Genomic DNA, 21,307 nt, shown 5'->3' on the forward strand with positions numbered 1-21,307 from the left:
TCCGGGCGGGTGATCGGACCCGTGCGGAGCGTCAAATCTCGCGCCGTGCGGCCCATGCCCCGCGCAGGCAGTCCCGCCCGGGGTACCGACCGCGCCGCGCCTGCCCGGGCGTGCGCCGGCCGCACCGCGTCCGAGTGGGAGGGCGGACCCGCCTTGGAGGCGGACTCGCCCGGCCGTGCCCGGGCGGCGCCGGCGCAGCGTGTCGTCGGGGCGTCAGTGTGTCGTCGTGCCCGCCCCCGTCTCCGCAGCCCCCCGCCGCGACAGCGCGACGCGCGGCGACAGCGCGACGCGCGGCCACGCGGCGATGTCGCGCCGCAGCCGGCGGTCGTGGGTGGCCAGGACGACGGCCGCCTCCGTGGAGTGCAGCGCTTCGGTGAGTTCGTCGACCAGGGCGATGGACAGATGGTTGGTGGGTTCGTCCAGCAGCAGGACGTGCGGGCGGGCGGCGAGGGCCAGGGCCAGGTCGAGGCGCCGCTGCTGACCCATCGACAGCTCGGCCACCGGCTTGTCGGTGTCGCGTGAGGTGAGCAGGCCCAGCGAGCCGAGCCCCACCACCTCGGCCTCCTTCAGCACGCCCGCCGTGACGAGCTCGGCGGTGTGCGCCTCGTAGAGGTCACGGGCCCGCCGGTGCGTCGCCCGCGGTGATTCCTGCCCGAGCAGCCGCAGCCGCACCCGGCGTGCCCGGTGCACCCGGCCCGAGCCGGGGGCCAGCCGCCCGGCCAGCACGGACAGGAGCGTGGACTTTCCCGCCCCGTTCGGGCCGGTGACGGCCAGCCGGTCGCCGGACGTCACGGACAGGCTCGTCGAATGGTGCAGCCGTCCGTCGACCGTCACCTCCTCCACCCGCAGCAGGACGACACCCGGCCGGGCGGGCAGCTCGGGCAGCGAGAAGCGCTGGGGCGGCACCGGCGCGGTCACCTTGTGCCGGTCCAGATGGTCCTGGCGCCGGTGGACGGACCGCACCAGCGCACCGGCGCGGGTGGCGCGCTGATGCTTGCCGGTGCCCTTGTCCGGCCGCCAGCCGGTGCTCAGCCGGTTCTGCGCCTCGGACAGGGCCTGCTTCAGACGCACGTGCTCGGTCAGCTGCTGCTCGTACTCCTCCTTCCAGCGGACCAGTTCGGCCTCCCGTCCCTCGCGATAGCCGGTGTAGCCGCCGCCGTACACGCCCGGCCGGCCGTCCCGGGTGGGGTCGAGATCGAGGATCGTGGTGGCCACGTCCGCGAGGAGCGCACGGTCGTGACTGACCACCACGACGCCTCCGGCATGGGCGCGCAGCCTGGCGGTGAGGTAGTCGAGCCCCGCCAGGTCCAGGTGGTTGGTGGGCTCGTCCAGGAGCAGGAAGTCGTACTCGGCACCCAGCAGACAGGCCAGCCGGATGCGGTAGCGCTGGCCGACCGACAGCGTGGCCAGCGGACGGGCCCGGTCGCTCACCGCACCGAGTCCGTCCAGGGCGACGTCCACCCGCCGGTCGGCGTCCCAGGCGTCCAGCGCCCGCGCCACCTCCAGGGCATCGGCGTAGGCCTGTTCGGCCCCGGGACGTTCCGCCGCGAGCGCGTCGGCCGCGGTGTCCAGATCCCGCAGGGCCGCGCGGGCGTCGGCCAGGTGGTCGTCGATGAAGTCGCCGACCGTGCGTTCGTCCTCGGTCGGCATCTCCTGCTCGGCCAGGGCGAGGGTGCCCACACGGTGCACGGTCCCCTCGTCCGGGGCCAGGAGACCGGCCAGGACATGCAGCAGGGTCGACTTGCCGCGGCCGTTCTCGCCGACGACGCCCCAGCGCGACCTGGGGGAGACCTTCATGTCGACGTCGTGCAGCACGGTGCGGCCGCCGCGGTCGACGCGGATCGCGGCGCAGTTCAGCTGGGCCCGGTCGCGGGCAGGCAAAGCAAGGGTGGTCACGTTCTCTTCCTCCGTGAGGAGGCACACTTCACCCCCGGCAAGGGGCGGGGATGCGAGCGGGCCATCGGATCCGACGGACGGCCGGGCCCAGAACAGGGCGGGCCGTGGGCGACGTCGCGGCTCTCGGCGCCCCAGGCGGGGCGGAGCCGGTGGCCCGGATCAGAGGTAGAAGACGTAACTCACACAACCATGCTAACAGTTGACGCCGCTCGGGCCCGAGAATTCAGGCGCGGACGCTCAGGCGCGCGTGCGCACCAGCAGCAGCGCCACGTCGTCGTCGGGCTCCGGGCTCAGCGCGCTGAGGAGGCTGTCGCTGGTCCGCTGCAGATTGGGACCCGCGTTCCGCAGCAGGTGGGTCAGCGTGCTGAGCCCGGTGTCGATCGGCTCCCCGCGGTTCTCGACCAGCCCGTCCGTGTACAGGGCGAGCAGCGAGCCCGGGGGAAGCTCCACCTCCACGGTGCCGAACTCCACGCCGCCCACCCCGAGCGGTACACCGCCCGGCACGTCGACGAGCTTCGCGCTGCCGTCCACCCCGGCCAGCACGGGCGGCAGATGACCGGCGCTGGACAGGGAGCAGGTGCCGCGCCGCAGGTCGCACACGGCGTACACGCACGTGGCGATCGCGTCGCCGAGCGAGCCGGCGATGTCGTCGAGGTGCCGCAGCAGCTGTGCGGGCGGCAGGTCCAGCCGGGCCAGGGCCCGCGTCGCCGTGCTCAGCTGCCCCATGATCGCCGCGGCCTGGACGCCCTTGCCCATGACGTCCCCGACGACGAGCGCGGTGCGTCCCGGGCCCAGCGGCAGCACGTCGTACCAGTCGCCGCCGACTTCGCTGAGGGCCGGACGGTAGCGGGCGGCGATGTCGAGCCCCTCCTGCTCGGCGGGCGCGGCGGGAAGCAGGCTGCGCTGGAGGGTGAGGGCGGTGCCGCGCTCGCGTCCGTAGAGGCGGGCGTTGTCGATGCAGATGGCGGCGCGCGCGGCGAGTTCGGAGGCGAGCACCCGGTCCCGGTCGTCGAAGGGGCGTTCGTCGACCGTGCGGTACAGGGTGAGCGTGCCGAGCACCTTGCCGCGGGCCATCAGCGGCACCGCCAGGTAGGAGTGCGCGCCGGCCTCGCGCAGGGTCTGCGCGGCCCGTCCGTCCCGGGCGATGCGCCGCATCATCTTCGCGTCCACGCGTTCGACCAGGACGGGGCGGGCGCTGTGGACGCACTGCGTGATGATCCGTGACGATCCGTAGGTGGCGAGTTCACCGACCGGGTCGGCGGCGTGGATGGCGTCGGTGGGGTATCCGGCGGCGACGGCCAGCGCCCGGAACTCGGCGGGGGCTCCGCCCGACACCGGCGCGATGGTGCCGTGGGCCACGACGGACTCCAGCACGTCCACGGCGGCCAGGTCCGCGAGCTGCGACACCACCACGTCGGCCAGCTCCCGGGCGGTCTGCTGGAGGTCCAGAGTGGTGCCGATCCGCACCCCGGCGTCGGCGATCACCGACAGATGCCGGCGGGCCTGGGCGACCTCGGCCGCGGCCTGCTGGCGCTCGGTGACGTCCAGAACGGCCATCGCGAGGCCCAGCACCCGCCCCTCGGTGTCCTCGATGCGGTGGTACGACTCCGAGTACGCGCGGTCCTGGGCGTCCGCCGCCGTACGGCCGATGGTCTGCTGGTCGAGCAGGGGTCTGCCGGTCTCCAGGACGTGCCGCATCCGGGCCTCGATGGCCGCCACGTCCAGGTCCGGCAGCACCTCGCCGACCCGGCGCCCCAGCACGGCCTCCTCGGGCACGCCGTTCATCCGCTCCAGCGCGGGATTGACCCCGACCCAGCGCAGGTCGTTGTCGAAGACGGCGATGCCGAGCGGGGTCTGGTTGACGAGGCTGTGCGAGAGGGCGAGGTCCCGCTCCACGACGCGTACGGTCGTCGCGTCCGTGGCGAGGCCCAGCAGATGAGGCTGTCCCTCGGGGTCGAGGAGACGCATCGTGCGGAACTCCACGGCCCGGTCCGTACCGTCCTTGTGCCGCAGCGGGAAGACACCGGCCCACCGGGCCCCTGAGCTGACCTGGGCGAACAGCTCCCGGCCCCGGGCCCGGTTCTCGGGTGCCACCAGGAGTGTGTCGGCTCGTTGGCGCAGGGCCTCCGCCGGGGTGTAGCCGAGCAGCTGCTCGATCTCGGGGCTCCACAGGGCGATGTGCCCGCCCGCGTCCAGGACCACGGCCGCGACCTTCAGAAGATCCAGCAGGCCGCCTGGCGCGGCCGTGACGGAGTCGCGATCCGAGGTCGCATACCCGTTCATGCGAGCCGCTCCTTCCGGCGCGGCAAAAGGTCCGGCCAAGATCCGTTGCGCAGGCTGTCCGATGAGGTCACAGTACGTTCGGTGAGCGACGCTGTCGCGCCGAAATGACGAAAAATCGCGGGCGCGCCGGTCGCGGCTTGCACACGGGAAGCCCTACGCCGTTCGCCTTCCTCGGAGGCCGAACCATCAGGACCGCACAAAGTCCGACGAGGTCATTGCTTCGATTGTGTGCGAGTTCTAGGGTGTGCCTGCTCAGCAGTTGCTCCGTCACCGTCAGTTGACACGCATCCCAACAGAAACACCCATCGCGGGTGTTCAGTTGAGGATCGCTACTGACGTGCCCTCAGTCCGTGCAGCACCGCACCTGTCGAACCGAGGAAGGCCACGGTCATGCCGCACCCGCACCCGCTCCCGTCTCCCGCCGACCGGCCCGTAGTCAGCCGCCGCCGTCTGCTCGAAGGGGGCGCCGCCGTGCTCGGCGCGCTCGCCCTCTCGGCGTCGCCCATCGCAGCGCACGCGGCCGGCCGACGCCCCACGGCGGACGGCCCTCCGGAGTGGAACGACGGACTGGCCGTGTACCGGGTGGGCACCGAGCCACCGCACACCACGCTCATGCCGTACGCGGACCTCGGGCAGGCACTGGACGCCGACCGCACGCGCTCGCCGTACCGGCAGAGCCTCGACGGCCAGTGGAGGTTCGCCTACGCCGACCGGCCCGACGACCGGGACACCGACTTCTACCGCACCGACGTCGACGACTCCGGCTGGGACACCATCCCCGTGCCCTCCGCCTGGCAGCTGCACGGCTACGACTTCCCGATCTACGTCAACATCACCTACCCCTGGTGGGGCCCCAACGGCGGCGGCGAGAACGCCCAGCCGCCGGCCGCCCCCACCCGCTACAACCCCGTCGGCCAGTACCGCCGTACGTTCACCGTGCCGAAGAACTGGTCGGGCCGGCGCACCTTCCTGCACTTCGAGGGCGTCAAGTCCGCCCACTACGTGTGGATCAACGGCGAGCTGGCCGGCTACCACGAGGACTCCTACACCTCCGCCGAGTACGACATCACCCGCCACCTCAAGCCGGGCACCAACCAGATCGCCGTCGAGGTGTACCGCTACTCCGACGCCGACTGGCTGGAGGACCAGGACATGATCCGGCTGAGCGGCATCTTCCGCTCGGTCCACCTGTACTCCACGCCCTCCGTGCACCTGCGCGACTTCAGACTGGACACCCCGCTCGGCGACGACTACGCCTCCGCCGACCTCAAGGTCACCGCGCACGTCCGCGACTACGGCGGCGAGGGCGCGGGCCGCTACACCGTCGAGACCCAGCTCTACGACGCGCGCGGCCACGCCGTCTGGTCCCGGCCGCTCCAGCGGTCCGTCGACGTCCCGGCCGGCGACGAGGCCACCGCCGAGGCGTCCAGAGCCGTCCCCTCGCCCAAGCTCTGGTCGGCCGAGCACCCGAACCTCTACACCGCGGTGCTGCGACTGCGCGACCCGGCCGGCAAGGTGGTCGAGACCCTCTCGCACCGGGTCGGCTTCCGCGAGTTCGCGCTCAAGGACGGCCTGATGCGCATCAACGGCAAGCCCGTGTCCTTCCGCGGCACCAACCGGCACGAGATGCACCCGGTCACCGGCTCGGCGCTCACCAGGGCCCAGATGATCGAGGACATCGAGATCATCAAGCGCCTCAACATCAACAGCGTCCGCACCTCGCACTACCCCAACAACCCGCTGTGGCTCGAACTCGCCGACGAGTACGGCCTGTACCTCGTGGGCGAGACCAACCTCGAAACCCACGGCATCCGCGACGAGTTCCCCGGCAGCGGCCACCCCGAGTGGACCGAGGCGTGCGTGGTCCGCGCCCAGAACATGGTCCACCGCGACAAGAACCACGCCTCGGTGGTCATCTGGTCCCTCGGCAACGAGGCGGGCGGCGGCACCACCTTCAACGCCATGTACGACTGGATCCGCGGCTACGACCCCACCCGCGTCATCCAGTACGAGGGCGACGACCGCCCGGGCATCAGCGACATCCGCTCCGAGATGTACGACAGCCCGCAGCGAGTCGAGGCCCGTGCCAAGGACACGAACGACAAACGCCCGTACGTGATGATCGAGTACTCCCACGGCATGGGGAACTCCAACGGCAACTTCAAGAAGTACTGGGACATCGTCCGCCGCTACGACGTTCTCCAGGGCGGCTGGATCTGGGACTTCGTCGACCAGGCCCTCAGCTGGCCCACCCCGACCCGCAAGCTGCTGACCGAGTCCGGCCCCGGCGCCCTGCGCGGCGAGATCATCGCGCCCGCCGGCACCTTCGACCGCGCCAAGGGTGTCTCCGGTGGCACCGTCTTCCCCCGCGACGCCCGCCTCGACCTCACCGGCTCCCTCACGCTGGAGGCCTGGATCACCCCGCACGTGACCGGCTACCACCAGCCCATCATCGCCAAGGGCGACACCCAGTACGCCCTCAAACAGTCCGACAGGACGCTGGAGTTCTTCATCCACGGCGGCGGCCAGTGGGTCACCGCGAGCTGGGCGCTGCCAGACGACTGGACGGGCAGGGAGCACCACGTCGCCGGTGTCTTCGACGCGGACGCGGGGACGCTCACCCTGTACGTCGACGGCCAGGTCCGCGGTACCCGGACCACCACCCGGCGCCCCGGCGACAACACGGCGTCCCTGGCGCTCGCCACCGACGTCGACAACCCGACCCGGGAGTTCAGCGGCACCATCCGGCGCGCGCGCGTCTACGCCCGCCCGCTGAGCGCGACGGAGCTGGCCTCGGACAGCCGGAAGCCCGGCGACGAGGGCGTACGGTTCTGGTTCGACGCCGCCACCGCCGGGCTCACCGAGAAGCGCCCGCGCGACAGGACCTTCTACGCCTACGGCGGCGACTGGGGAGACAACCCCAACGACGGAGCCTTCGCCGGCGACGGCATCATCACCGCCGACCGCGGCCTCACGGGCAAGTCCGCCGAGGTCAAGCAGATCTACCAGGCCGTCAACGTCACCCCGGCCTCCGGTGGCCCCGGCGCAGTCAAGCTCATCAACGAGTATCTCTTCACCAACCTCCGTGAATTCGACGGCCGTTGGTCCCTCGTCGCCGACGGCGAGGTCGTCCAGCGCGGCCGGCTGACCCGCGAACAGCTCGATGTGGCGCCGCTGACCGCCAAGGACATCAAGGTGCCGGTACGGCTGCCGGCCAAGCCCGAGCCGGGCGCGGAGTACTTCCTCCAGCTCTCCTTCACCACCAGGGAACGCACCAAGTGGGCCAAGGCCGGCTTCGAGGTGGCCAAGCAGCAACTGGCCCTCCAGGCGGGCAGCCCGGTCGTGAAACCGGCGCCGCTCGGCAGCGTGCCCACCCTGCGCCACACCGACGGGGACAAGACCCTCTCGGTCAAGGGCAAGAACTTCTCGGTCGCCTTCGACAAGAGCACCGGCACCATCACGTCGTACGAGGCCGCCGGCACGCCTCTGATCACCTCAGGCCCCGTCCCGAACTTCTGGCGTGCGCCCACCGACAACGACCGGGGCAACGGCCACCACACCCGCAACCAGGTGTGGCGCGACGCGGGGGCGAAGCGGAAGGTGTCGGACGTACGCGTGCGGCCCCTGGGCGACCGGGCCGTCGAGGTCACGGTCACCGGCACGCTGCCCACCGGCACGGAGTCCACGTACTCCACCACGTACACGGTCTTCGGCAACGGCGAGATCAAGGTCGACAACACCCTGCACCCGGGCGCGGCGAACCTGCCGTACATCCCCGAGGTCGGCACCCTGCTGTTCCTGCCGCGCCGGCTGGACCGGCTGCACTACTACGGCCGCGGCCCCGAGGAGAACATGTGGGACCGCAACAACAGCACCGATGTGGGCCTGTACTCCGGCACCGTCTCCGGGCAGTGGACCTCCTATCTGCGCCCCCAGGAGAACGGCAACAAGACCGACGTCCGCTGGGCCGCGCTGACGGACGGCGGCGGACGCGGACTGCTCGTCTCCGCCGAGCCGCTGCTGGAGGTCAACGCCTCACGCTTCACCCCTGAGGACCTGTCGGTGGGCGCCCGCCACGACTACCAGCTCACCCCGCGCGACGCGGTGGTCCTGCGGATCAACCACCGCCAGATGGGCGTGGGCGGCGACAACAGCTGGGGCGCGCACACCCACGACGAGTTCAAGCTGCTCGCGAACCGCGACTACGCGTTCACCTACCGGCTGCGCCCGCTCACGCGGGTGAGTGAGGCGATGGAGGCCGCACGCCGGCCGACGGCGACCGAATAGGAACAACCGGGGGACAGCGGCGCCGCCTCAGTCGGCGGTGTCGCTGATCCCCAGGCGCAGATGCTCCACGTGGTACACGGCCTGGTCGAGCAGCTCGGCGACATGGTGGTCGTGCAGCGCGTACACGACGGAACGGCCCCGCCGCTCGCCCACCACCAGGCCCAGATTGCGCAGCAGCCGCAGCTGGTGCGAGCAGGCCGACTGCTCCATGCCCACCTCGGCCGCCAACTCGGTGGCGGGCAGCGGGCCTTCCCGCAGCCGGGCGAGGATCAGCAGACGGGAGGGCGTGGACAGCGCCTGGAGCGTGGTGGCCACCTTCGCGACGTTGTCCGCGTCCAGGCGTACGCGCTCGCGGGCGTCCTGCGGGGTGGTGACGGCTCCATGACCCATGACGTCATCGTACCGGGCACACACGAACACATGAATGAATCTTCATCTGTCCCGGTCCCGGCAGGTCGATGTCGGATTCTCGCCAGACCCGCCCGCTCGTGGTGACCGATGCTGGACGTATGCAGACGGGGATGCACACCGACACCGAGCGTTGCGTACGCGCCGTCCGGTCCAAGGACGCGCGCTTCGACGGCTGGTTCTTCACAGCCGTCCTGACCACCCGCGTCTACTGCCGTCCCAGCTGCCCGGTCGTGCCGCCCAAGCCGGAGAACATGGTCTTCCACCCGAGCGCGGCGGCGTGCCAGCAGGCCGGGTTCCGGGCCTGCAAGCGCTGCCGGCCCGACACCAGCCCCGGCTCTCCGGAGTGGAACCAGCGTGCCGACCTGGTGGCCCGTGCCATGCGGTTGATCGCCGACGGCGTCGTGGACCGCGAGGGCGTGCCGGGCCTCGCAGGCCGGCTCGGCTACAGCACCCGGCAGGTCGAGCGGCAACTGCTCGCCGAACTGGGCGCGGGCCCCCTCGCGCTCGCCCGGGCCCAGCGCGCCCAGACCGCCCGGCTGCTCATCGAGACGACGGCGCTGCCGATGGCGCAGCTCGCCTTCGCCGCCGGCTTCGCCTCGATCCGCACCTTCAACGACACCGTCCGCGAGGTCTTCGCCCTGTCCCCGAGCGAGCTGCGCACCCGCGCCCCGAAGCGGCAGGGCACGAGCACGCCCGGAGTGCTCTCCCTGCGGCTGCCGTTCCGCACCCCGCTCAACCCCGACAACCTCTTCGGCCACCTCGCCGCGACGGCCGTACCCGGGGTGGAGGAGTGGCGCGACGGCTCCTACCGCCGCACCCTGCGCCTCCCGTACGGCCACGCCATCGTCGCCCTCACCCCCACTCCCGACCACATCGCCTGCCGCCTCACCCTCAGCGACCTGCGCGATCTCACCGTCGCCATCAGCCGCTGCCGCCGCCTGCTCGACCTGGACGCCGACCCGGTCGCGATCGACGACCAGCTGCGCACCGACCCGGTCCTCGCGCCGCTGGTCGACAAGGCACCCGGCAGGCGTGTCCCGCGCACGGTGGACGAGGCCGAGTTCGCCGTCCGGGCCGTGCTCGGCCAGCAGGTCTCCACCGCCGCCGCCCGCACCCACGCCGCCCGCCTGGTCACCGCGCACGGCGAACCGGTCGAGGACCCCGAGGGCGGTCTCACCCACCTCTTCCCGGCGCCCGAGGCCCTCGCGGCCCTGGACCCCGAGTCGCTGGCGATGCCGCGCAGCCGCCGCACCACCTTCACCACCCTGGTCCGGCAGCTCGCCGACGGTGAACTCCACCTGGGAGTGGAGAGCGACTGGCCGCGCAGCCGCGCCCAGCTCCTCGCCCTGCCCGGCTTCGGCCCCTGGACGGCCGACGTCATCGCCATGCGCGCGCTCGGCGACCCGGACGCCTTCCTCCCCACCGACCTCGGCATCCGCCGCGCGGCCCAGGAACTCGGCCTGCCCTCCACACCCGCCGCGCTCACCGCACGCGCGGCCGCCTGGCGCCCCTGGCGGGCCTACGCCGTCCAGTACCTCTGGGCGACGGACAGCCACCCGATCAACTTCCTCCCGGTATAGAGACCACAAGGACGCTCGATGAGGCACCACACCGTGACCGCCAGCCCCTACGGCCCCCTCACCCTCGTCGCCGACGACGGAGTCCTGTGCGGCCTCTACATGACCGACCAGCGCCACCGCCCGCCGGAGGAGACCTTCGGCACCCGCGACGACACCCTGTTCGCGGAGACGGAGGAGCAACTGGAGGCGTACTTCGCGGGCGACCTCAAGGAGTTCACCGTCGAACTCCGCCTGACGGGCACCCCGTTCCAGCGCACCGTCTGGGAGCAACTGAGCCGCATCCCGTACGGCGAGACCCGCACCTACGGCCAACTCGCCGCCACCCTCGGCACCCCCACCGCCTCCCGGGCGGTCGGCCTCGCCAACGGCCGCAACCCGGTCGGCGTCATCGTCCCCTGCCACCGCGTCCTGGGCGCCGGCGGCAGCCTCACCGGCTACGGCGGCGGCCTGGACCGCAAGCGCCGACTGCTGGAGTTCGAGAGCGCGTCAGTTCTGCCGAAGCCGCTGTAGCAGGGACGGGAGCGCCGTGCCGATGGGTTCCCGCACGATCTCGTCGGCACGCTCGTCGTACGGCGTCGGCTCGGCGTTGACGATGATCAGCCGGGCGCCGTGGTCGGCGGCGACACCGGCGAGCCCGGCGGCGGGCTGGACCTTCAGGCTCGTGCCGACGGCGACGAACACCTGGAAGGCCTTGCTGATGGCGGCCGCCTCGCCGAGGACGACGGGGTCGAGCCGCTCGCCGAACATCACCGTCGCCGACTTCAGGACACCGCCGCACTCCAGACACGGCGGGTCGTCCTCACCGGCCTCGACCCGGGCGAGCGCGTCCTCCATCGGGCCGCGGGCGTGGCAGCCGGTGCACACGAAACTCCGCGCTGTGCCGTGCAGTTCGAGAACCTTGCGGGCAGGCATCCCGGCGAGCTGGTGCAGCCCGTCCACGTTCTGCGTGATCACCCGCACCGGAACCCCCGCCCCCTCCAGGTCGGCGATGGCCCGATGGGCGGCGTTGGGCTCGGCCTGCAGCGTCCGGTTCTTGCGCCGCATCTGCCAAGACCGCCGCCGGATCTCCGGATCGCCCATGTAGTACTCGTACGTCACGAGCTTCTCGGCCTCCGGGTCCCGACGCCACAGCCCGTTCGGCCCGCGGTAGTCCGGGATCCCGGAGTCGGTGCTGATACCGGCACCGGTGAGCAGGGCGACTAGGGGCTTGGCCATGAGCCGAGGGTAGGACGCCGGGCTGCTCGGGGCGAACGCATATCCGCCCGGTGAAGCCTTCCCGCCCCGCGCGACCGGAGCCCGCCGCCCGTCAGCCGACCCGGTGGCCGTTCTCCAGCTCCGCCGTGCCCGAGCCGTCCGCCAGGACGTCCAGTGCGGTGAGGACGCGGCGGCCGAGAGAGCCCGGGAGGTAGTCGGTCAGCTCCTCGCGCGGTACGAGGCGCCAGGAGAGCAGCTCCTCCTCCTGGAGGCGGATCGCCTTGAAGGCTTCCTCGCCGAGCACCCCGCCGTCGTACAGATACGCGACCAGCGGCGGACGCCCCGGGCCGTGCGTCCAGTCCACCGCCAGCAGCCGGCCGAGCTCCCGGTCCAGGCCGATCTCCTCGGCCGTCTCACGCCGCGCGCCCTGCCGCGGGGTCTCGCCCTCGTCGGACTCGATCGTGCCGCCGGGCAGCGTCCAGCCGTCCCGGTAGTTGGGCTCGACGAGCAGCACCCGGCCCTCGCCGTCCCGGAACAATGCGGCGGCGCCGGCCAGGACGCGGGGCAGGGACGCGATGTAGGCGGCGAAGTCAGCAGAGGTGGTCATGGGGGCAGGGTAACCACCGCGTCCACTCCGCTCAGGCCGCCGGCTCCGCCAGCCGCAGCGTCCGCTCCGCCAGCTCGCTGATCCGCACCCCGTCGAAGCCGAACACCGCACTGCGGACCGTGTCCTCCAGCGGCGCCTTCCAGTGCTCCGGGATGGCGGCCGCCCCGCCGAACACGCCCGCCACCGATCCCGCGGTCGCGCCGTTGGAGTCGGTGTCCAGACCGCCGCGGACGGTCAGGGTGATGGTGCGCGTGAAATCGCCGTCGCCGTAGAGCAGGCCGGCGGTCAGGACGGCGGCGTTCGGAACGGTGTGGATCCAGCCCATGCCGGCGGTCTCCTCGGCGACCGTGGTGAGCGTGTCCTCCCAGGACATCCGGGTGTCGTGCAGGGAGACCACCCGGCGTACCGTCCGGGCCAGCCGGCTGCTCGCCGGGATCACGGTCAGGGCCTGGTCGACGGCATGCCGCACGGTGGGTGCCGTGAACGCCGCCGAGATCAGCGCCGCTGCCCACATCGCCCCGTAGACCCCGTTGCCGGTGTGCGACAGCACCGCGTCCCGCCGGGCCAGCGAGGCGGCCCGGCGCGGCACGCCCGGGCAGGTCCAGCCGTAGATGTCGGCCCTGATCAGCGCCCCGATCCACTCCTGGTACGGATTGTCGTACGTCGCCGTCAGCGGCGGCTTGAGCCCGTCGGCCAGGTTGCGGTACGCGGCCCGCTCGGCGGTGAACGTCTGGAGGTACGGCAGCCGCAGCAGCCACAGGTCGCCGACCTGCTCGGTGCTGAAGCCGAAGCCGTGGGTCTCCAGCAGATGGAGGCCGAGGATCGCGTAGTCGACGTCGTCGTCACGGCAGCTGCCGTGGATCCGGCCGCGCACACACTGGCGCCACTCGGGCCGCAGCGCGGTCGCGTCGTCGCCCGTGGGCTCGGGCAGGTAGTCGGTCAGGGGGAGGGCGCCGGCCTGTCTGAGGTAGCGGTCGATGCGGTCGCGTGTCCAGACCTCGCCCAGCTCGACCGGCTTGCCCAGCATGTTGCCCGCGATGCGGCCGACCCAGCCGCCGAGGACGCGGTCGGCGAGCGCTGCTTCGGTGTCGACGAGGGTCATGGTTACGGTCTACCCGTTTCCGCGGGATCGGCCGAGCAGGTGGGGCCGCCGGTCCAGGAGTCGGGCAGATGCTGACGGCCGGGGCGTCCTCCGGTTAAGGTCACAGCGGCGCGACTGGCCCTGACGTGCGTGAGGGCCCGGAGAGCAAGGGGAGTGCAAGTGGCGGACGCTGCAGTGAGCGGTACCCGAACGACACAGCGGGTGCTCGTCGCCGCGGACAAGTTCAAGGGGTCGCTGACGGCCGTGGAGGTCGCCGAGCGGGTGACGGCCGGGCTGCGCCGGGCCGTGCCGCACCTCGAGGTCGAGGCGCTGCCCGTGGCCGACGGCGGCGACGGCACCGTGGCCGCGGCGGTCGCGGCCGGGTTCGAGCGCCGGGAGGTACCGGTCGCCGGCCCCCTCGGCGGTGAGGTGACGGCGGCGTTCGCGCTGCGCGACGGCACCGCGGTCGTGGAGATGGCCGAGGCGAGCGGACTCCAGCGGCTGCCCGCCGGCGTCTTCGCCCCGCTCACGGCGTCCACATACGGCTCCGGCGAGCTGCTGCGGGCCGCCCTGGACGCGGGCGCCCGCACCATCGTCTTCGGGGTCGGCGGCAGCGCCACCACGGACGGCGGCGCCGGGATGCTGTCCGCGCTGGGCGCCCGGTTCCTGGACGCGGACGGCGAGCCGGTACCGCCGGGCGGCGGCGGCCTCACCGATCTGGCCACCGCCGATCTGTCGGGCCTCGACCCGCGCCTCGCCGAGGTCGAACTGGTTCTCGCCAGCGACGTCGACAACCCGCTGACCGGCCCGAAGGGCGCGCCCGCGGTCTACGGCCCGCAGAAGGGCGCCTCGCCGGACGACGTGGCGGCCCTGGACACCGCTCTCGCGCACTTCGCGAAGGTGCTGGAGGGGCCGGCCGGTCCGAAGGCCGCCGAGTACGCCGCCTCGCCCGGCGCGGGCGCGGCGGGCGGCATCGGCTACGGCGCCCTGCTGCTGGGCGCCCGCTTCCGCCCCGGCATCGAGGTGATGCTCGACGTCCTGGGCTTCGCCCCCGCGCTGGACCGTGCGGATCTGGTGATCACCGGCGAGGGCTCCCTCGACGAACAGACCCTGCACGGCAAGGCCCCGGCGGGCGTCGCGGCGGCGGCCCGCGCCGCCGGCAAGGACGTGGTGGCGGTCTGCGGCCGCCTCGCCCTCCCCCCGGAGGTCCTGGGTCGCTCCGGCTTCCGCAGGGCCTACCCCCTGACGGACGCCGAGCCGGACGTGGCGAAGTGCATCGCCGAGGCGGGCCCGATCCTGGAACGGGTGGCCGAACGCATCGCCAGGGACTTTCTGACCTGAGCGGACTTCGTGTCCGACCGATTCGGGCGGCGGGCCGGTGGGGGTGGTTCGCGCAGTTCCCCGCGCCCCCAAGGTGACGCCGCCCCCCAGGGGCGCGGGGAACTGCGCGACCGGCCACGACGGCGCCGCAGCCGATGCCCGGAGGTCTGGGGGCGGAGTCCTCAGGGACATGACCTCCACGAACCCGGACAAGCAAAGGGGCCCCGAACCGAATCCCGGTCCGGGGCCCAACCAAGCCAGTGCAACGCTACGGCTGCGCCGCCCGCGCCTCCCGCCGGTTGCCGCGGAAGTTGTTCACCCGCCGAGCCGTCGCGAAGAGCGGAATCACCGCACCCATGACCAGCTGAAGCGCACACCCCGTCTGCAGCAGCAGCTGTCCGCTCGGCGCGTCGAACGCCCACGCGGCGAGCAGCCCCATGCTCAGCACGATCCACGACAGCATCGCCACGGCGAGCCGCCCCCGCGGCTTCGGGTACTCGACCCGGCTGACCATGAGCCACGCCGTCCCCAGGATCGCCAGCAGCGTCGCCACGAAGGGCAGCTCGAGCAGCACGATCGAGACGACCGTCAGCGCCCCGAACGGCGACGGCATGCCCTGGAACGTCCCGTCCTTCACGGTGACGCACGAGAACCGCGCAAGCCGCAGCACCACCGCCAGCAGCACGACGATCGCGCCCACCGCCGCGACCCGCTCATGCGCGTCCCGCGCGACCATGCCGTACACGAGTACGAAGTACGCGGGCGCCAGACCGAAGCTGATCAGGTCGGAGAGATTGTCCAGCTCCGCACCCATCGGCGACGACCGCAGCTTGCGGGCGACGAGGCCGTCGAACAGGTCGAAGACCGCCGCGCACAGCATCAGGATCACGGCCGTGGCCGCGCTGTTGCGGGCCATGCCCATGCCCACATCGTCACCCGTGAGATGCGGGATGAGGATGCCGGTTGTCGTGAAGTAGACAGCCATGAACCCGCACGTGGCGTTGCCGAGCGTCAGGGTGTCCGCTATCGAGAGGCGAAGAGAGAGAGGCATCTCCTCTTCTTCGTCCACCTCGTCGGCCTCCGGGATCCAGCCGGCCTTGGTATCAGGATCAATCACGGTCAATGCGAGTCACCCCAGCCACGGTCTTCTGACCGACCTCGACGTCTACCTCCACGCCCTCGGGCAGGTAGATGTCCACACGCGAGCCGAAGCGGATCAGGCCGATCCGCTCGCCCTGCTCGACCTTGGTGCCCTGGGGCACGTAGGGAACGATGCGACGGGCGACCGCGCCGGCGATCTGGATCATCTCGATGTCGCCGAGCTCGGTGTCGAAGTGCCACACGACCCGCTCGTTGTTCTCGCTCTCCTTGTTGAAAGCGGGAACGAATCCACCGGGGATGTGCTCGACGGACGTCACCGTGCCGGCCAGCGGCGCGCGGTTGACGTGCACGTTGAGCGGGCTCATGAAGATCGCGACGCGGGTGCGGCCGTCCTTCCACGGCATGATGCTCTGCACCACGCCGTCGGCGGGCGAGATGACCCGGCCCTGGGTGATCTCGCGCTCGGGGTCGCGGAAGAACCACAGCATCCCCGCCGCGAGCGCGGTGGCGGGAACGGCGACGGCCTTGGCGGCGCCGGAGCGCCGGGCACGGGCCAGGCTGAGGGCTGCGGTGGCGACGGTCGGAAGAAGCCACGGCGATGCTCCGCGCGCGAGGCGTACGCCGGCCCGGCTGTCGCGTGGTGCAGAGGTTTGGCTGTGGGGCATGGATGACCTTCGTAGCGGATGAGGCCGCACTCTGACGGGGGACGGCGGCTTTCCGGCGATCGTAGCGGCTCGGGGCCGTAACTGGGTAAGCCAGGCAGCCGAGTCGGCGGCTGAAGAGTGCTGACGGGGTGTGATCTTCTTCTCCAAGAAAACACCCCGTATCCGGACATCTAGCCCTGGAATCGATACTCTTCGAGCAGTCGCCGACCGATGATCATTTTCTGGATCTCGGCGGTACCTTCACCGATGAGCAGCATCGGAGCCTCACGGTAGAGGCGCTCGATCTCGTACTCCTTGGAGAAGCCGTAGCCGCCGTGGATCCGGAAGGCGTCTTCGACGACCTCCTTGCAGTACTCGGAGGCGAGGTACTTCGCCATCCCAGCCTCGAGGTCGTTTCGCTCACCGGAGTCCTTTTTGCGAGCTGCATTCACCATCATCGCATGCGCGGCCTCGACCTTGGTAGCCATCTCGGCCAGCTTGAACTGGATCGCCTGGTGCTGGGCGATCGCCTTTCCGAAGGTGTGGCGCTGCTGCGCGTACCGGACGCCCAGTTCGAACGCACGCTGGGCGACACCGCAGCCACGTGCCGCCACATTGACGCGCCCGACCTCGACCCCGTCCATCATCTGGTAGAAACCACGGCCGGTGACCCCGCCGAGCACGCGATCCGCAGGAATCCGCAGGCCATCCATGATGAGTTCGGTGGTGTCGACCCCCTTGTAACCCATCTTGTCGATCTTGCCGGGGATGGTGAGGCCGGGGCGGACCTCGCCGAAGCCGGGCTCCTTCTCGACGAGGAAGGTCGTCATCGACTTGTGGGGCGCGGTGCCCTCGGGGTGACCTTCGTCACTTCGGACCAGAACGGCCACCAGGGACGACGTCCCGCCGTTGGTCAGCCACATCTTCTGGCCGTTCAGGACGTACTCCTCGCCGTCCTTCACCGCCTTCGACGTGATCGCCGAGACGTCCGAGCCGAGGGCCGGCTCCGACATCGAGAACGCGCCACGGATGTCGCCCGCCGCCATCTTCGGCAGGAAATGGTCCTTCTGTTCCTGCGTGCCGTGCTGCTTGAGCATGTACGCCACGATGAAGTGGGTGTTGATGATGCCGGAGACCGACATCCAGCCGCGGGCGATCTCCTCGACGCAGAGGGCGTACGTCAGGAGCGACTCGCCCAGACCGCCGTACTCCTCGGGGATCATCAGGCCGAAGAGGCCCAACTCCTTGAGGCCGTCGACGATCTGCTGCGGATACTCGTCGCGGTGCTCCAGCTCGGTCGCGACCGGGATGATCTCCTTGTCCACGAAGTCGCGGACGGTGGAGAGGATCTCCTGCTGAATGTCGGTCAGACCGGCGGTCTGGGCGAGTCGCGCCATGGCTACTTCTCCTGCTCCTTGAGCTCGGGGCGGCCGGGCTGCTCGCCGCCGCGCTCCTTGATGTAGGTCTCGGTCGGCACCATGACCTTGCGGCGGAACACGCAGACCAGCGTGCCGTCCTGCTTGTAGCCCTTGGTCTCGACGTAGACGATGCCGCGGTCGTTCTTCGACTTGGACGGCCACTTGTCGAGCACGGTCGTCTGGCCGTAGACCGTGTCGCCGTGGAAGGTCGGCGCCACGTGCTTGAGCGACTCGATCTCCAGGTTGGCGATGGCCTTGCCGGAGATGTCCGGGACGGACATGCCGAGCAGGAGGGAGTAGATGTAGTTCCCGACCACGACGTTCTTGCCGAAGTCCGTCGTCTTCTCGGCGTAGTTGACGTCCATGTGGAGCGGGTGGTGGTTCATGGTGAGGAGACAGAACAGGTGGTCGTCGTACTCCGTGACCGTCTTTCCGGGCCAGTGCTTGTACGTCGCCCCGACCTCGAACTCCTCGTAGGTGCGTCCGAACTGCATCGCCGTCACGCCTCCGGGATCTCGAACTTGCTGGTCCGCTGCATGCCGGCGGCCCGGCCCTTGCCGGAGACGACCAGGGCCATCTTGCGGCTGGCCTCGTCGATCATCTCGTCGCCGAGCATCGCGGAGCCCTTCTTGCCGCCCGCCTCGGACGTGTAGTAGTCGTACGCGTCCAGGATCAGCTCGGCGTGGTCGTAGTCCTCCTGCGAGGGCGAGAAGATCTCGTTGGACGCCTCGACCTGACCCGGGTGCAGCACCCACTTGCCGTCGAAGCCGAGGGCCGCGGCGCGCTGGGCGACCTCGCGGTAGCCGTCGATGTTGCGGATCTGGAGGTAGGGGCCGTCGATGGCCTGGAGGTTGTTGGCGCGGGCGGCCATCAGGATCTTCATCAGGATGTAGTGGTAGGCGTCCGCCGGGTAGCCGGGCGGCTGCTCGCCCACGACCAGCGACTTCATGTTGATGGAGGCCATGAAGTCGGCCGGGCCGAAGATGATCGTCTCGACGCGCGGGGAGGCCGTCGCGATCTCGTTGACGTTGTTCAGGCCCTGCGCGTTCTCGATCTGCGCCTCGATGCCGATCTTGCCGACCTCGAAGCCCATCGTCTTCTCGATCTGCGTCAGCAGCAGGTCGAGGGCGACGACCTGCTGGGCCGTCTGCACCTTCGGCAGCATGATGCAGTCGAGGTTCTGGCCGGCGCCCTCGACGACCGTGACGACGTCCCGGTACGTCCACTCGGTCGTCCAGTCGTTGACCCGCACGACGCGCGTCTTGCCCGTCCAGTCGCCCTCGTTGAGGAACTTGACGATGGTGTGCCGCGCCTCGGGCTTGGCGAGCGGGGCGCAGGCGTCCTCCAGGTCGAGGAAGACCTGGTCCGCCGGCAGGCCCTGCGCCTTCTCCAGGAAGCGCGGGTTGCTTCCCGGTACCGCGAGACACGAGCGGCGGGGTCGCAGACGGTTGACGGTCATGCGGGGACCTCCAGGGGGTCGAGCTTGTTCGCTTTCCGGATCTCGTCGACGATGCGGCCGATGATTCCGGTGATGTCGAAATCCTTCGGGGTGAAGACGGCGGCCACTCCGGCGGCCCTGAGCTGCTCGGCGTCCCCGTTGGGGATGATGCCACCGGCGATCACCGGAATATCTGTGGCACCGGCCACACGGAGCCGTTCGAGCACGTCAGGGACCAGTTGGGCGTGCGAGCCGGACAGGATCGACAGGCCGACCGCGTGCACGTCCTCGGCGAGGGCCGCGTCCACGATCTGCTCGGGCGTCAGCCGGATGCCCTGGTAGACCACCTCGAAGCCGGCGTCACGCGCCCGCACGGCGATCTGCTCAGCGCCGTTGGAGTGCCCGTCCAGGCCCGGCTTGCCGACCAGGAAGCGCAGCTTGCCGACGTCCAGGTCCTTGGCCGTCAGATCCACCTTGCGGCGGACCAGGGCCAGCGCGCTGCCCTCCTCGACCGGGACGGCCACGGGCGCCGACGAGACGCCCGTCGGGGCGCGGAACTCGCCGAACACCTCGCGCAGGGCCCCGGCCCACTCGCCGGTCGTCGCCCCGGCGCGGGCGCACTCCAGGGTGGCCTCCATGAGGTTCTCGGTGCCGCGGGCGGCCTCCTTCAGCTTCTCCAGCGCCTTGCAGGGGCGCGGGTGGTTGAAGGGCGGCTGGTAGCGGTTGTCCCGCCATTGCTGGAGCGAGGCGATGACGCGGGCCTCGACCGCCGGGTCGACGGTCTGGATCGCGGTGTCCAGGTCGGCGGTCAGCGGGTTCGGTTCGGTGCCCTCGAAGGCGTTGACACCGATGATCTTCTCCTGGCCCGACTCGATCCGGCCCCGGCGCTCGGCGTGCGAGGAGACCAGCTGCGACTTGAGGTAGCCGGACTCGACGGCCGCCATCGCGCCGCCCATCTCCTGGATGCGGTCGATCTCCGCGAGGGCGGACTCGACCAGTTCCCCGACCTTCGCCTCGATCACCTTCGAGCCGTCGAAGATGTCCTCGTACTCCAGCAGATCGCTCTCGTAGGCCAGCACCTGCTGGATGCGCAGCGACCACTGCTGGTCCCAGGGGCGGGGCAGGCCCAGCGCCTCGTTCCACGCGGGGAGCTGCACGGCACGCGCGCGTGCGTCCTTGGAGAGGGTCACGGCCAGCATCTCGAGCACGATCCGCTGGACGTTGTTCTCCGGCTGAGCCTCCGTCAGTCCCAGGGAGTTGACCTGGACGCCGTAGCGGAAGCGGCGGTGCTTGGGGTTCTCGATGCCGTACCGCTCGCGGGTGACCTTGTCCCAGATGCGGCCGAAGGCGCGCATCTTGCACATCTCCTCGACGAAGCGGACGCCCGCGTTCACGAAGAACGAGATGCGGCCGACGACGTCGCCCATGCGCTCCTGCGGCACCTGGCCGGAGTCGCGCACTGCGTCGAGCACGGCGATCGCGGTGGACATCGCGTACGCGATCTCCTGCACCGGCGTGGCGCCCGCCTCCTGCAGGTGGTAGCTGCAGATGTTGATCGGGTTCCACTTGGGGATGTGGGAGACCGTGTACGCGATCATGTCCGTCGTCAGACGGAGGCTCGGTCCCGGCGGGAACACGTGGGTGCCCCGGGACAGGTACTCCTTGACGATGTCGTTCTGGGTCGTGCCCTGGAGCTTGGTGATGTCCGCACCCTGCTCCTCGGCGACGACCTGGTAGAGCGCCAGCAGCCACATGGCCGTGGCGTTGATGGTCATCGAGGTGTTCATCTGCTCCAGGGGGATGTCCTGGAACAGCCGGCGCATGTCACCGAGGTGCGCGATCGGCACACCGACCCGGCCGACCTCGCCGCGGGCGAGGATGTGGTCGGAGTCGTAGCCGGTCTGCGTCGGCAGGTCGAACGCCACCGACAGACCTGTCTGCCCCTTGGCGAGATTGCGCCGGTACAGCTCGTTGGACGCCTCGGCCGTGGAGTGACCGGCGTACGTGCGCATGAGCCACGGCCGGTCCTTCTGACGCTCACTCATGG

Annotated in this window: 16 protein-coding genes; 4 read left to right on the top strand and 12 right to left on the bottom strand. The window is 70.9% G+C overall.

Going from position 1 to position 21,307, the window contains the following annotated elements; genetic code table 11:
* Positions 1 to 213 precede the first annotated feature (213 nt).
* Together ACFZBT_RS03990 and ACFZBT_RS03995 are read right to left on the bottom strand one after the other, a co-directional pair.
* On the bottom strand, positions 214 to 1,896 hold the full coding sequence (locus ACFZBT_RS03990; protein WP_391098033.1) for an ATP-binding cassette domain-containing protein: 1,683 nt from the start codon (positions 1,894 to 1,896) through the stop codon (positions 214 to 216).
* Between the two features lie 237 nt (positions 1,897 to 2,133).
* Positions 2,134 to 4,179: a SpoIIE family protein phosphatase gene (locus ACFZBT_RS03995; protein ID WP_391098035.1), complete on the bottom strand. Its 2,046-nt coding sequence runs from the start codon at positions 4,177 to 4,179 to the stop codon at positions 2,134 to 2,136.
* A 390-nt stretch (positions 4,180 to 4,569) separates the two neighbouring features.
* Here ACFZBT_RS03995 and ACFZBT_RS04000 point away from each other — a divergent pair, with 390 nt between their 5' ends.
* The gene (locus ACFZBT_RS04000) at positions 4,570 to 8,466 is read left to right on the top strand and encodes a glycoside hydrolase family 2 TIM barrel-domain containing protein (RefSeq protein WP_391098037.1); all 3,897 of its coding nucleotides are present in this window, start codon (positions 4,570 to 4,572) and stop codon (positions 8,464 to 8,466) included.
* A 27-nt stretch (positions 8,467 to 8,493) separates the two neighbouring features.
* Here ACFZBT_RS04000 and ACFZBT_RS04005 read toward each other — a convergent pair whose 3' ends face one another.
* Entirely contained in the window at positions 8,494 to 8,856 is a 363-nt protein-coding gene (locus tag ACFZBT_RS04005) for a metalloregulator ArsR/SmtB family transcription factor (protein WP_391098039.1), read from the bottom strand.
* Between the two features lie 119 nt (positions 8,857 to 8,975).
* On the opposite strand from ACFZBT_RS04005, the gene ACFZBT_RS04010 reads away from it, so the two are divergent.
* Together ACFZBT_RS04010 and ACFZBT_RS04015 are read left to right on the top strand one after the other, a co-directional pair.
* Entirely contained in the window at positions 8,976 to 10,457 is a 1,482-nt protein-coding gene (locus ACFZBT_RS04010; protein ID WP_391098041.1) for an AlkA N-terminal domain-containing protein, read from the top strand.
* A gap of 18 nt (positions 10,458 to 10,475) precedes the next feature.
* A complete protein-coding gene (locus ACFZBT_RS04015; protein ID WP_391098043.1) occupies positions 10,476 to 10,967 on the top strand; it encodes a methylated-DNA--[protein]-cysteine S-methyltransferase in 492 nt (163 codons plus the stop codon).
* On the opposite strand, the gene ACFZBT_RS04020 is transcribed toward ACFZBT_RS04015, so the two are convergent.
* The 3 genes from ACFZBT_RS04020 to ACFZBT_RS04030 all read right to left on the bottom strand — a co-directional run bounded on the left by ACFZBT_RS04020 (position 10,944) and on the right by ACFZBT_RS04030 (position 13,360).
* Positions 10,944 to 11,672, bottom strand: a complete 729-nt coding sequence (locus ACFZBT_RS04020; RefSeq protein ID WP_391098044.1) for a Sir2 family NAD-dependent protein deacetylase — start codon at positions 11,670 to 11,672, stop codon at positions 10,944 to 10,946. The genes ACFZBT_RS04015 and ACFZBT_RS04020 overlap by 24 nt on opposite strands.
* A gap of 91 nt (positions 11,673 to 11,763) precedes the next feature.
* A complete protein-coding gene (locus ACFZBT_RS04025) occupies positions 11,764 to 12,258 on the bottom strand; it encodes an NUDIX domain-containing protein (RefSeq protein WP_391098046.1) in 495 nt (164 codons plus the stop codon).
* A 31-nt stretch (positions 12,259 to 12,289) separates the two neighbouring features.
* A complete protein-coding gene (locus ACFZBT_RS04030; RefSeq protein ID WP_391098047.1) occupies positions 12,290 to 13,360 on the bottom strand; it encodes an ADP-ribosylglycohydrolase family protein in 1,071 nt (356 codons plus the stop codon).
* Between the two features lie 201 nt (positions 13,361 to 13,561).
* Between ACFZBT_RS04030 and ACFZBT_RS04035 the strand changes: the two genes are divergently transcribed.
* Positions 13,562 to 14,680 (top strand): glycerate kinase, encoded by a 1,119-nt coding sequence (locus ACFZBT_RS04035; protein ID WP_391098863.1) that lies wholly within the window; start codon positions 13,562 to 13,564, stop codon positions 14,678 to 14,680.
* Positions 14,681 to 14,927: 247 nt separating this feature from the next.
* Here ACFZBT_RS04035 and pssA read toward each other — a convergent pair whose 3' ends face one another.
* From pssA to ACFZBT_RS04065, 6 genes are all read right to left on the bottom strand, one after another.
* Positions 14,928 to 15,746: a CDP-diacylglycerol--serine O-phosphatidyltransferase gene (gene pssA, locus ACFZBT_RS04040; protein WP_391098866.1), complete on the bottom strand. Its 819-nt coding sequence runs from the start codon at positions 15,744 to 15,746 to the stop codon at positions 14,928 to 14,930.
* A gap of 22 nt (positions 15,747 to 15,768) precedes the next feature.
* Positions 15,769 to 16,425, bottom strand: a complete 657-nt coding sequence (locus ACFZBT_RS04045) for a phosphatidylserine decarboxylase (protein WP_215117587.1) — start codon at positions 16,423 to 16,425, stop codon at positions 15,769 to 15,771.
* A 170-nt stretch (positions 16,426 to 16,595) separates the two neighbouring features.
* The gene (locus tag ACFZBT_RS04050) at positions 16,596 to 17,801 is read right to left on the bottom strand and encodes an acyl-CoA dehydrogenase family protein (protein ID WP_391098048.1); all 1,206 of its coding nucleotides are present in this window, start codon (positions 17,799 to 17,801) and stop codon (positions 16,596 to 16,598) included.
* 2 nt (positions 17,802 to 17,803) lie between these two features.
* Positions 17,804 to 18,316 (bottom strand): MaoC/PaaZ C-terminal domain-containing protein, encoded by a 513-nt coding sequence (locus tag ACFZBT_RS04055; RefSeq protein WP_391098049.1) that lies wholly within the window; start codon positions 18,314 to 18,316, stop codon positions 17,804 to 17,806.
* A gap of 5 nt (positions 18,317 to 18,321) precedes the next feature.
* Entirely contained in the window at positions 18,322 to 19,281 is a 960-nt protein-coding gene (locus tag ACFZBT_RS04060; protein ID WP_184588553.1) for a CoA ester lyase, read from the bottom strand.
* Complete coding sequence (locus ACFZBT_RS04065) at positions 19,278 to 21,305, bottom strand: methylmalonyl-CoA mutase family protein (protein WP_391098051.1); 2,028 nt, start codon at positions 21,303 to 21,305, stop codon at positions 19,278 to 19,280. Before ACFZBT_RS04065 ends, ACFZBT_RS04060 begins: the two co-directional genes overlap by 4 nt.
* Positions 21,306 to 21,307 lie beyond the last annotated feature (2 nt).

Origin of the sequence: Streptomyces sp. NPDC008137 (assembly GCF_042957035.1) — a bacterium.
Lineage (GTDB): Bacteria > Actinomycetota > Actinomycetes > Streptomycetales > Streptomycetaceae > Streptomyces.

Excerpts from the sequence above, each read along its gene's own strand:
- ACFZBT_RS04010 (WP_391098041.1), top strand. The coding sequence starts at position 8,976 with ATGCAGACGGGGATGCACACCGACACCGAGCGTTGCGTACGCGCCGTC.
- ACFZBT_RS04015 (WP_391098043.1), top strand. The coding sequence starts at position 10,476 with ATGAGGCACCACACCGTGACCGCCAGCCCCTACGGCCCCCTCACCCTC.
- ACFZBT_RS04020 (WP_391098044.1), bottom strand. The coding sequence starts at position 11,672 with ATGGCCAAGCCCCTAGTCGCCCTGCTCACCGGTGCCGGTATCAGCACC.
- ACFZBT_RS04060 (WP_184588553.1), bottom strand. The coding sequence starts at position 19,281 with ATGACCGTCAACCGTCTGCGACCCCGCCGCTCGTGTCTCGCGGTACCG.
- ACFZBT_RS04000 (WP_391098037.1), top strand. The coding sequence starts at position 4,570 with ATGCCGCACCCGCACCCGCTCCCGTCTCCCGCCGACCGGCCCGTAGTC.
- ACFZBT_RS04045 (WP_215117587.1), bottom strand. The coding sequence starts at position 16,425 with ATGCCCCACAGCCAAACCTCTGCACCACGCGACAGCCGGGCCGGCGTA.
- ACFZBT_RS04050 (WP_391098048.1), bottom strand. The coding sequence starts at position 17,801 with ATGGCGCGACTCGCCCAGACCGCCGGTCTGACCGACATTCAGCAGGAG.
- ACFZBT_RS04030 (WP_391098047.1), bottom strand. The coding sequence starts at position 13,360 with ATGACCCTCGTCGACACCGAAGCAGCGCTCGCCGACCGCGTCCTCGGC.
- ACFZBT_RS03995 (WP_391098035.1), bottom strand. The coding sequence starts at position 4,179 with ATGAACGGGTATGCGACCTCGGATCGCGACTCCGTCACGGCCGCGCCA.
- ACFZBT_RS04025 (WP_391098046.1), bottom strand. The coding sequence starts at position 12,258 with ATGACCACCTCTGCTGACTTCGCCGCCTACATCGCGTCCCTGCCCCGC.
- ACFZBT_RS04005 (WP_391098039.1), bottom strand. The coding sequence starts at position 8,856 with ATGGGTCATGGAGCCGTCACCACCCCGCAGGACGCCCGCGAGCGCGTA.
- ACFZBT_RS04065 (WP_391098051.1), bottom strand. The coding sequence starts at position 21,305 with ATGAGTGAGCGTCAGAAGGACCGGCCGTGGCTCATGCGCACGTACGCC.
- ACFZBT_RS04055 (WP_391098049.1), bottom strand. The coding sequence starts at position 18,316 with ATGCAGTTCGGACGCACCTACGAGGAGTTCGAGGTCGGGGCGACGTAC.